Raw genomic sequence first — 10,863 nt, 5'->3', positions numbered from 1 at the left:
CCGCCAGCTTCAGCGCACCGCGGGCTGATCCTCGAACCACTCCGCCATCAGCTCCGCCCAGCCCTTAGGCACCGTATGGCCGCCGTCAAACAGCACCAGTTCAATATCCGCTCCCGGACCGCAATCCCAGCGGCGGCGCATCAGTCCCCCGGCACTCCACGCCCGGTCCGGCGCATGGGAGGCACAGGCGTTGGCCTCGCGCCAGACCTCCAGCTCGGCAAAGACATCGCCCTGCTCGAACCGGCCGCCGCCCAGGATCCGCCCCTCCAGCGGCACCACCTCGTCGCGCCAGCCATGCACCTGCAACAGCCGCACCGGCCCGGCGCAGCGCTCCGGCTGCGGCCGCCAGAAGGCGCCGGAGACCGGCGCATAAGCCGCAAAGGCTCCAGGATCGCGGCAGGCCAGGTAATGCACCATGAAGGCGCCGGCCGAGAACCCGGCCAGCACCGTCTGCGACCGGGACGTCCCGAACCGCTCTGCCGCATCCGCCAGCACCGCCGCAAAAAACGCGCCCTCGTCGCGCCCCGCAGTGAACGGGCCAAAGCCCCAGGACTGCGGCCCGCTGCCATCCCGCCGCAGCCCCTCTGGCGCGATCACCGCATAGCCGCGCTGCGTCAGACCCTCGACCATGTCCCGGTTGCGCAACACGCTGCTGCCGCTGCCCCCATAACCGTGCAGGAACATCACCACAGGCACGGAACCGTCATCAGCTTCCCTGTCCGGCACCACGATATGGTACTGACCGCCCTGCAAGCGGCAAGCGGTTCGCTCCTCGCCGCAACCCGCCATGGCCGTACTGACCAAAAGCACTGCAAACACTGCAGCAACAGCAGCATTACCCAGCCCCCGGATCACCCCTGCCACCGCGCCACAGGCAGGTTGCCGGCGATCCAGCCCGGCCCGGCTGCGGACCCTAACATCCCTTCCGGCACGTCGATCACATGGGTATACCCCGCCTCGGCCAGCATCAGCGTCACCCGCGCCGAACGCACACCGCGGGCGCAGATCAGCGCTACCGGAACCGAAGGGTCAGGTCCCGCCACAGCCTGCAAGGCGGCAATGAAATCATCCCGCCGCATGTCGATCTGATGGCTGCCCACCGGGACACCCGACGCCCGCCATTCCTGCGGGGTGCGGACATCGACCAGAATGATCTCGCCTGCCTGCGCCTGGCCATAGGCCTCAGCCGCGCTCAGCCGCGGATGGCTGTGATCCGGCGGCTGGCGGCGCTGCCACCAGAAGCCGAAACCTGCCGCCGCCGCGGTGCCTCCCAGCAGCACCAGCCGCCGTGTAAGCTTCGGGTTCCCTGTTTCGACGTGTGCCATCCCGCCTCCGCTGACGCTTCTGCACCTCCGGTCTAGCAGGCCGCTGACCTTTGATCACCAGAAACAGCCCGATTCCATCGGTCAAGTTCTTGTTATTACGCGCCTGCTGCCCAATTATGCCCGTAACGAGCGTATTCACTCTGCCTTTGGGTGCGGCATTCCCGCCGCAATCGGGGCGGCAGGGGTGGTTCTGAGCAACAAAATTGCTTAGCACTGGTCCAAAACACGACGCGCCAACCCGACAGGAGACTTGCACGTGTCCCTTTTCCTGATTGCGGCCCTGCCCTTTCTCGGAGCCGTCTTCCCCGCGCTATTGATCCGCGCCGGACGCAATGCGGCTGCCTCCGCCGCCGGGCTGACCACGCTGCTTGCCTTCATCGGCCTGATGCTGCACATCCCCGCCGTGTTCCGCGGCGAGACGGTCTATGCCGCGGTGGACTGGCTGCCAGCACTTGGCCTCAACGCGCATTTCTTTCTGGACGGCCTTGGTTTCCTGTTTGCGGCAATGATCCTTGGCATCGGCCTCCTGATCATCCTCTACGCCCGCTACTACCTGTCGCGCGAAGACCCGATGGGGCAGTTCTACAGCTACCTGCTGCTGTTCCAGGGCGCGATGGTCGGCATCGTTCTGTCCGACAACATCCTGCTTTTGCTGGTGTTCTGGGAGCTCACCTCGCTCAGCTCCTTCCTGCTGATCGGTTACTGGAAGCACCTGCCCGAAGGCCGCCAGGGCGCACGCATGGCGCTAACGGTGACCGGCTCCGGCGGGCTGGCGATGATTGCCGGCATGCTGATCCTCGGCAACATTGCAGGTTCCTATGACCTCAGCGTGATCCTGCAAAACAAAGAAGCGATCCAATCCTCGGACCTCTACCTGCCCGCGCTGATCCTGATCCTGCTGGGGGCCTTCACCAAATCGGCCCAGTTCCCGTTCCATTTCTGGTTGCCGCACGCGATGGCCGCCCCGACACCGGTTTCGGCCTATCTGCACTCCGCCACCATGGTGAAGGCCGGGCTGTTTTTGATGGCCCGCCTGTGGCCGGTGCTGGCCGGCACGCCGGAGTGGTTTTACATCGTTGCCACCACCGGCCTTGTCACCATGCTGGTCGGCGCGGTGATCGCGCTGTTCAAGGACGACCTCAAAGCGCTGCTGGCGTTCTCTACCGTCAGCCACCTGGGCCTGATCACCATGCTGCTGGGCTTTGGCACCAAGATCGCCGCGGTGGCCGCGGTCTTCCACATCATCAACCACGCCACTTTCAAGGCAGCGCTGTTCATGACCGCAGGCATCGTCGACCACGAGGCCGGCACCCGCGACATCAAGCGCCTTGGCGGATTGCGCCACCTGATGCCGATCACTTTCACCATCGGCACGGTTGCAGCCCTGTCCATGGCCGGTATCCCGCCCCTCAACGGTTTCCTCTCCAAAGAAATGATGCTGGAGGAAACTGCCCACACCATCTGGAACGGCTCGCATCTGATCGTGCCCGCGCTGGCCACGGTGGCGGCACTGTTCTCCGCCGCCTATTCCTTCCGCTTCATCGTGCATGTGTTCCTCGGCCGCAAACAAGACGACTACCCCGGCCACCCGCATGACCCGAACACCGGCATGTGGATCGGCCCGGCCTTCCTGGTCGTGCTGGTGGTGCTGATCGGTCTGGCCTCGGCCAAGATCGCAGGACCGATGGTCGCCACCGCAGCAGGCGCAGTCATCGGCGGCGGCGAGCTGCCCTACTATTCGCTCAAACTCTGGCACGGGCTCACTCCGGCGCTTTATATGTCGGCGGCGGCCACCATCGGCGGCTTGACCCTGCTGGCGCTGCACGCGCCCCTGCAGCGGGCCTGGAACGCCATGCCCCGGCCAGAGGCCAAGACCATTTTCGAGGCCTTGATCGGCGCCTTCACCCGCCTCAGCCAGTTCGTGACCGAAGGCTTGCACAACGGCGTTCTCACCCGTTACGCGGCGATCATGGTCACCTTCACCGTGGCCATCAGCTATGTCGCCTACCGCGGCGGCACCCTGGGCGTTGAAACCCGCCAAATGCAGGACCCGGGTGCGCTGCCGGTTGTCGGCTGGTTTGCCCTGGTGGTGGCAACCCTGTTCATCGTTGCCAAGCACCGCAACCGCCTGCTGTCGCTGGTGCTGATCGGCGTGGTCGGCCTCGTTGTATCACTGTCCTTCAACTACCTCTCCGCCCCCGATCTGGCCTTGACCCAGATCTCGGTTGAGGTTGTCACCATCATTCTGATGCTGCTGGCGCTCAATTTCATGCCCAAGGAAACCCCGGTTGAAACCCCGGCCCTCACCCGCATCCGCGACGGCGCGATTGCGGTGGTGGCGGGCCTTGGCGCCGGCGGGCTGATCTATGCGCTCTTGATACGCGACTTCGCCTTCCCGACCATCTCGGATTTCCACCTCGCCAACTCCTACAAGGGCGGCGGCGGCACCAATGTGGTGAACGTGATCCTGGTCGACTTCCGCGGCTATGACACATTCGGCGAGATCATCGTGCTGGGCATCGCCGCCATGGTGATCTTTGCCCTGACCGAGGCGGTGCTCGGATCCAAGGTCCGCGCCTATCTCCTGAACCGCAAGCCCGACCTGCCGCAGGCGGGCGACGCCCACCCGCTGATGATGGTGGTGGCAACCCGGGTGATGATGCCGTTGGCGCTTATGGTGGCGGCCTATATCTTCTTCCGCGGCCACAACCTGCCGGGCGGCGGCTTCATCGCCGGGCTGGTCGCGGCCATCGCCATCATCATGCAGTACATGGCCTCCGGCTTTGCCTGGGCGACCGAACGCCAGCGCTACCCCTACCATGCCATCATCGGCTCCGGCGTGCTGATCGCCGCCGCCACCGGCATGGGCGCCTGGTTCAACGGCAAGCCGTTCCTCACCAGCGATTTCGGCTACCTGCACTGGCCGCCGCTGGAGGAGTTCGAATGGGCAACCGCTGCCCTCTTTGACCTCGGTGTCTTCCTGGCTGTTGTCGGCGCGGTGCTGCTAGCGCTCGAAAGCCTCTCGCGCTTTGCCTGGCAGCCGGGGATGAGCTCCGAACACGCAATGGACATCAACCCGGCACGCGACGAAGCGGCCAAGACCGGGACGGAGGGATAAGCATGGAACTTCTCGTTGCCTCGGCCGTGGGCATCCTGACGGCGGCCGGCATCTACCTGATCCTGCGTCGCCGCAGCTTCCCGGTTATCCTGGGCCTGTCGCTGCTGACCTATGCTGTCAACGTGTTCCTTTTTGCCACCGGCAGGCTGGTCACAGGCGCGCCGCCGATCCTCAACAAGTATGAGGAGGTCGCCTATACCGACCCGCTGCCGCAGGCGCTGGTGCTCACTGCCATCGTGATCTCCTTCGGCATGACCGCAGTGGTGGTGATGATCGCGCTGGGGGCATACCTCTCGTCCCGCGATGACGGCACCGCGATGCCGGTTGAGGCAGACGGCGCAGAGGAGGACGCATGATGGAGCATCTTCTGATCGCACCAGTGGTTCTGCCCGCCCTTGTCGCGCCTTTCATCATCATGGTGCTGCGCCACCATCTGGACCTGCAGCGAATCTTTTCGCTGGCCAGCGCGGTGCTGCTGGCAGGCATCACACTGGCGCTGGCCGCAAAGGCCGCTGACGGCAGCGTGCATGTCTATGAGCTCGGCGACTGGCCCGCACCCTTTGGCATCGTGCTGGTGCTGGACCGGCTGTCGGCGATGATGATCGTGCTGACCTCACTGCTGGCCTTGCCGGTGCTGCTCTACGCCATCGGCTCCGGCTGGGACACCCGCGGCAGCAACTTCCACGCGCTGTTCCAGTTCCAGCTTATGGGCATCATGGGCGCCTTCCTGACCGGTGACGCCTTCAACCTGTTTGTTTTCTTCGAGGTGCTGCTGATCGCCTCCTACGGGCTGATGATCCACTCCGGCGGCACCCGCCGCTTCCAGGCCGGCGTGCAGTATGTGGTGTTCAACCTCCTGGGCTCCACCCTGTTCCTGTTTGCCCTCGGCACACTTTACTCCGTGACCGGCACCCTCAACATGGCCGACCTCGCCGTGAAGGTCTCCCAGATCCCGGCGGAGGACACGGCGTTGCTACGCGTTGGCGCGGTGATGCTGCTCTTGGTGTTTGCCATCAAGGCGTCGCTCCTGCCGCTCCACTTCTGGCTTCCCTCGGCCTATGCCAACGCGCCGATGCCGGTGGCGGCACTGTTTGCAATCATGACCAAGGTCGGTGCCTATTCGATCCTGCGCATCTACACGCTGGTCTTCGGCCCCGAGGTTGAGGCCACCGCAGGCCTGACCGAAAGCTGGCTGCTGCCCGCCGCCCTCCTGACCCTCGGCGCCGGGGCCATCGGTGTCCTCGGCTCCAAGAAGCTGGGCCGCCTCGCTGCCTTCGGCGCCATCGCTTCCATGGGCACGCTTCTGATCGCCATTTCGCTGTTTACCCAGACCGCAGCCGCCGCCGCGCTTTACTATCTGGTGCACTCCACCCTGGCCGCCGCACTTCTGTTCCTGGTTGCTGACTTGGTGATGGAACGCCAGGGCCAGTGGATTCTGCCGCAGCTTCCGATGCCGCAGACCGGGCTGATCTCGGCCCTGTTCTTTGCCGCGGCCATCGCGCTCGCAGGGATGCCGCCGCTGTCGGGCTTCCTGGGCAAGCTGCTGGTCCTTGACGCCACCCGCGGTGCGGCCCTCGCCCCCTGGATCTGGGGCGTGATCCTGCTGGGTTCGCTGGTGACCATCATCGGCATGGCCCGCGCAGGCTCGCTCTTGTTCTGGAAGGGCCACGGCCTGCCTGCGGAAGACCCGGGAACCATCGAGGAACCACCGGTTGGCACCCTGCCCGCCCGGCCGGCACAGCTGCCGTTCGTGGCTTGCTTCGGCCTGCTTGGCGGTCTGGTGGCGCTCACCGTCTTTGCCGGCCCCGCCACCCGCTATGCCGAGGCCACGGCAGCGCAGCTCTATGCGCCCTCGGCCTATATCGACACCGTGCTAGGGAGGACCGAGGAATGAAACTGATCTGGCGCCTGTTTCCGCACCCCCTGCTGACGCTTTTGCTGACTCTCACCTGGCTTCTGATGGTGAACCGCTGGTCGCTGAACTCTCTGGTCTTCGGCTTTATGCTGGGGGTCATCATCCCATTCGTGACCCAGCCGTTCTGGCCTAACCGCCCCAATCTGCGGCGCCCGCTCAAGATCGCGGAATACATCCTGGTGGTGCTCCTGGACATCGTGCAAGCGAACATCATCGTTGCCCGCATCGTGCTGTTCAAACCCAACGCCGACCGCCGCCCCAACTGGATCACTATCCCGCTGGAGCTGAAAACGCCGGAGGCCATCACCGCCCTTGCCGGCACCATCACCATGACCCCGGGCACCCTGTCGGCGGATGTCTCGGATGAGGGCCACGCCCTGCTGGTGCACTGCCTCGACGCCCCCAACCCGGACGCGGTGCGGGATGAAATCAAACAGCGCTACGAGCGCCGGCTGATGGAGATTTTCGAATGATCGAAGCCGCCGCAACCTTCGCCTTCGCCTGCTTCGCGCTCGCCATGCTGATGAACCTCTGGAAGGTCGTCACCGCCCCCGATGTGGCCGACCGCATCCTGGCGCTCGACACCATGTTCATCAACGCCATCGCCCTGATGGTGCTTTACGGCATGGCGCTGGGGACCGAGATTTTCTTTGAGGCCGCGATGATCATCGCCATGCTCGGCTTTGTCTCCACCGTGGCCTACGCGCGCTTCATCCTGCGCGGCAACATCATCGAATAAGGGGAAAGCCATGGAAACCATCCTTGAATTCCTCGTTGCCGCCTTCCTGGTGACCGCCGGCATCTTCGGTATTGTCGGCTCCTACGGGCTGATCAAGCTGAACGACCAGATGTCACGGCTGCACGCCCCGACCAAGGCCACCACCCTGGGCGTCGGCGGCGTGCTGCTGGCCTCGATGCTGCACGCAGCCGCGTTTGAGAAATACTTCTCCTACCATGAGCTGATGATCACTCTGTTCCTGTTCCTGACCGCGCCGATCACGGCAAATTTCATTGCCAAAGTGCATATCCACCGGCAGGAAACCCGCGACACCATGCCCGAAGCCGGCGGCGACGACCACTGGGCCACCCATGACACGCCCGAAGACGAGGAACGCCGCAGCGCCTCCCAAACCCCGCCCGCCGAAGACTGACCGCACTGCACCCAGGAAGGCCTGACCCGTGATCGACACTTCCCGCCTGCCGCTGACCCGTGACCTGGTTCTGGTGGGCGGCGGCCACACCCACGCGCTGGTGCTGCGCAAATGGGGCATGAAGCCCCTGCCCGGCGCCCGGCTGACAGTGATCAACCCCGGCCCCGCAGCCCCCTATTCCGGTATGCTGCCGGGCTTTGTAGCGGGCCATTACCAGCGGGACGAACTGGACATCGACCTGGTCCGCCTCGCCCGTTTTGCGGGCGCCCGCGTGGTCCTGGGCGCAGCTGAGCATATCGACACCGCTGCCCGGCTGGTGCATGTGCCCGGCCGCCCGCCAATCGCCTATGACGTCGCCTCCATCGACATCGGTATCACCTCCGCCATGCCGGATCTGCCAGGCTTTGCCGGCCACGGCATCCCCGCCAAGCCGCTGGACCGCTTCGCCGCCCGCTGGGCCGCCTTCCGCGAAGGGGACGGCCCGGCCCATGTGGCAGTGATAGGCGGCGGCGTTGCAGGGGTGGAGCTGATCCTCGCCATGGCCCATGCCCTCAGGTCCCGCGGCCGTCTGGCGCAGGCGACACTGATCGACAGCGGTGAAGCCCTGCGCGCAATCGGAGGCAAGGCCAGTCAGTCTCTGCGGCGCGCCCTCGTCGAACACGGCGTGCGGCTGGAGGAGAACGCGCACATCAAACGTGTCGAAGACACCTACATCACGCTGCAGGACGGGCGGGAGATCCTCTCCGATTTCACCACCGGCGCCGCTGGTGCCCGCCCCTACGGCTGGCTGGCGGACAGCGGGCTGGACCTGAACGACGGCTTCATCCGCGTCAACGAAACCTTGCAAAGCTCCGATCCCCAGGTCTTTGCCGCCGGCGACTGCGCCCATATGGATTTTGCCCCGCGCCCCAAGGCCGGCGTCTACGCCGTCCGCCAGGCACCGGTGCTCTACCACAACCTGCGCGCCCTGATGACCGGCGATCCGCTGCGCAAATACAAGCCTCAGAAAGACTACCTGAAACTGATTTCCATGGGCTCCAAGGAGGCGCTTGGCGAACGCTTCGGCACTACCCTCTCCGGACCACTGATGTGGACCTGGAAGGACCGCATCGACCAGGCCTTCATGGAGAAATTCCGCGACCTTCCCGCCATGGACCCGCCGGACCTGCCCGCCGAACACACCCTCGATATGGAGCAAGCCCTCGGCGAAAAACCAATGTGCGGCGGCTGCGGCGCCAAGGTCGGGCGCGACGCGCTGCTCGGCACGCTTGCGGGCCTTGGGACTGCGGACCGCGACGACTTTACGCCCCTGCCCGGCGACGACGCGGCGCTGCTGACAACCGGAGGCGTCAATCAGGTGATCAGCACCGATCACCTGCGCAGCTTCACCAATGACCCGGTGCTGATGACCCGCATCGCCGCCGTGCACGCGCTTGGCGATATCTGGGCGATGGGCGCGGAACCGCAGGCCGCCACCGCCAACCTGATCCTGCCGCGCATGTCGCCCGCCCTGCAGGCCCGCACCCTGCAGGAGATCATGGGCGCGGCCTCCGAGGTCATGCAGGCGGCCGGCGCCGCCATCATCGGCGGCCACACCTCGCTGGGCGATGAGCTGACCATTGGCTTCACCGTCACCGGCCTCTGCCCCCGCCCCGCCATCACCCTCGCAGGTGCGCAACCCGGCGATGCGCTGATCCTGACCAAACCCCTCGGCTCCGGCGTGCTGATGGCCGCGGAGATGGCCGGCGAAGCCAGGGGCGAATGGGTGGCGGCCGCGCTTGACCAGATGAGCCAGCCGCAGGGCGCCGCCGCCGGCATCCTGCAGGACGCGCACGCTATGACCGATGTGACCGGCTTCGGTCTCCTGAGCCATCTGCTTGGCATCTGCGAAGCGTCCCGAACCGGGGCGGAGCTGTTCACTGGGCAGATCCCCTTGATGCAGGGCGCTGCGGAGCTGGCGGATCGCGGCATCCGTTCCTCCCTTTTCCCCGCCAATCAGGCAGCCCTGCCGGAGTTGAAGACGACCGGCTGGCAGGACCTGCTGTTCGACCCGCAAACCGCGGGCGGGCTGCTGGCAGCGGTTGCTGCAGATCAGGCTGATGCATTGCTGGAGCAGCTGCAAGCTGCAGGATACCCGGCAGCCCGGATCGGCAAGGTCACCGAAGGTTTCGGCGCCATTACTCTCAGCACCTGACCCGCTGCGCCCCGGCGCAGCGCCACGCCCAACGGGAGCGGGACATCGCAGATGTTCCGGCGACGGGCGGGAGACCCCCCGTCAGAGACCGGAAATGACCGCTGCCACCTGCGCTGCAGCGGCGTCCAGCCCCGCTTCATCCAGCGCATCCGCTTCCACCGTGGCCGCGACCTCCGCACCGATGGCCGCGCGGGACTTGCGGTAGGCGGGGTCGTAATGCTCCACCATCAGCGCCTCGGTCAACGCAGCCTTGTCGCCCGCCTCGATGCTGGCGAACCAGCCGTCCACCACTGCGCCGGACCTGTGCGCACGCAAGGGGCCCAGCTTGTCACGCAGCTTGTCCGCATCAGACAGGATATCGTCGTAGGCTTCCACCAGATACCGGCAGCGCGCTGCCACCGGCACCTGCAGCTCAATCCTCGGCGCCCGCTTCATCGCATCCCAGACCGAAGGCGGGATGATGCGCTGGCCGATCTTGCTCGACTCCGCCTCCACCAGCACCGGGCGGGACGGGTCCAGCTTCATCAGCGCGCCCGCCACAGCGGACTCAAACCCCTTCTGCGAGGGCTGCGGCGTCGGCATGTCGCCCAGCAAAGAGCCGCGGTGATTGGCCAGCCCCTCCAGGTCCAGCACCTGCACGCCCAGGTGCCTGGCGCGTTTCAGCACCTCGGTCTTGGCCGATCCGGTATAGCCGTCCAGCGCCACCAGCCGGTACGGCAGCGCGGTCTGGTAAAGCGCTGCGTTCACCAGCCGGCGGTAGGTCTGATAGCCGCCCTCCACCACCTCGGCGCGCCAGCCGATCTGCTGCAGCATCCAGGTGAAGGACCCAGACCGCTGGCCGCCGCGCCAGCAATAGACCAGCGGTTTCCAGCCGCCCTCGTGGTGGCTCAGGCTCTGCTCAATGTGATTGGCGGCATTGCGGAACACCAGCGCCGCCCCCAGCTTACGCGCTTTGAAGGGGCTGTCCTGCACGTAAATCGTTCCGACCGCGGCCCGTTCCTCGTTGTTCAGCACCGGCAGGCTGATCGCCCCCGGCACATGGTCTTCGGCATATTCCGCCGGGCTGCGCACGTCGATCACGGTGTCGAACCCGTGCGCATAGAACTCTGTCAGGGAGGTGAATTTCAGCGCCATGGCCCATGCCTACCGCGCCCCATGCG

10 protein-coding genes are annotated in these 10,863 nt (G+C 65.7%); 7 read left to right on the top strand and 3 right to left on the bottom strand.

The genetic code is table 11. From position 1 onward, the window contains the following. Nucleotides 1-9 precede the first annotated feature (9 nt). Both A9D60_RS03890 and A9D60_RS03885 read right to left on the bottom strand, forming a co-directional pair. Complete coding sequence (locus tag A9D60_RS03890; RefSeq protein ID WP_083194096.1) at nucleotides 10-789, bottom strand: alpha/beta fold hydrolase; 780 nt, start codon at nucleotides 787-789, stop codon at nucleotides 10-12. A 62-nt stretch (nucleotides 790-851) separates the two neighbouring features. Then, nucleotides 852-1,325 (bottom strand): rhodanese-like domain-containing protein, encoded by a 474-nt coding sequence (locus A9D60_RS03885; protein ID WP_083194095.1) that lies wholly within the window; start codon nucleotides 1,323-1,325, stop codon nucleotides 852-854. 256 nt (nucleotides 1,326-1,581) lie between these two features. Here A9D60_RS03885 and A9D60_RS03880 point away from each other — a divergent pair, with 256 nt between their 5' ends. Genes A9D60_RS03880 through selD form a run of 7 tightly spaced genes read left to right on the top strand, consistent with a single transcriptional unit; the run spans nucleotide 1,582 to nucleotide 9,703 of the window. Continuing rightward, complete coding sequence (locus A9D60_RS03880) at nucleotides 1,582-4,443, top strand: monovalent cation/H+ antiporter subunit A (RefSeq protein ID WP_065266390.1); 2,862 nt, start codon at nucleotides 1,582-1,584, stop codon at nucleotides 4,441-4,443. A gap of 2 nt (nucleotides 4,444-4,445) precedes the next feature. Next, nucleotides 4,446-4,799, top strand: coding sequence for a Na+/H+ antiporter subunit C (locus tag A9D60_RS03875; RefSeq protein WP_065266389.1), 354 nt, complete (start codon nucleotides 4,446-4,448; stop codon nucleotides 4,797-4,799). Then, entirely contained in the window at nucleotides 4,799-6,337 is a 1,539-nt protein-coding gene (locus A9D60_RS03870; protein WP_065266388.1) for a monovalent cation/H+ antiporter subunit D, read from the top strand. The genes A9D60_RS03875 and A9D60_RS03870 overlap by 1 nt, the downstream gene beginning before the upstream one ends. Then, nucleotides 6,334-6,831, top strand: a complete 498-nt coding sequence (locus A9D60_RS03865; RefSeq protein WP_065266387.1) for a Na+/H+ antiporter subunit E — start codon at nucleotides 6,334-6,336, stop codon at nucleotides 6,829-6,831. Before A9D60_RS03870 ends, A9D60_RS03865 begins: the two co-directional genes overlap by 4 nt. Beyond that, nucleotides 6,828-7,097 (top strand): K+/H+ antiporter subunit F, encoded by a 270-nt coding sequence (locus A9D60_RS03860; RefSeq protein ID WP_065266386.1) that lies wholly within the window; start codon nucleotides 6,828-6,830, stop codon nucleotides 7,095-7,097. Before A9D60_RS03865 ends, A9D60_RS03860 begins: the two co-directional genes overlap by 4 nt. Nucleotides 7,098-7,107: 10 nt before the next feature. Further along, the gene (locus tag A9D60_RS03855) at nucleotides 7,108-7,509 is read left to right on the top strand and encodes a Na+/H+ antiporter subunit G (RefSeq protein WP_065266385.1); all 402 of its coding nucleotides are present in this window, start codon (nucleotides 7,108-7,110) and stop codon (nucleotides 7,507-7,509) included. Nucleotides 7,510-7,540: 31 nt separating this feature from the next. Beyond that, a complete protein-coding gene (selD, locus tag A9D60_RS03850; RefSeq protein WP_065266455.1) occupies nucleotides 7,541-9,703 on the top strand; it encodes a selenide, water dikinase SelD in 2,163 nt (720 codons plus the stop codon). Between the two features lie 81 nt (nucleotides 9,704-9,784). On the opposite strand, the gene mnmH is transcribed toward selD, so the two are convergent. After that, nucleotides 9,785-10,837, bottom strand: coding sequence for a tRNA 2-selenouridine(34) synthase MnmH (gene mnmH / locus A9D60_RS03845; RefSeq protein WP_065266384.1), 1,053 nt, complete (start codon nucleotides 10,835-10,837; stop codon nucleotides 9,785-9,787). Nucleotides 10,838-10,863 lie beyond the last annotated feature (26 nt).

Source organism: Leisingera sp. JC1 (genome assembly GCF_001679925.1).
Lineage (GTDB): Bacteria > Pseudomonadota > Alphaproteobacteria > Rhodobacterales > Rhodobacteraceae > Leisingera.
Note: the sequence above shows the minus strand (reverse complement) of the source record. Positions and strands in the feature narration are given on the sequence as shown.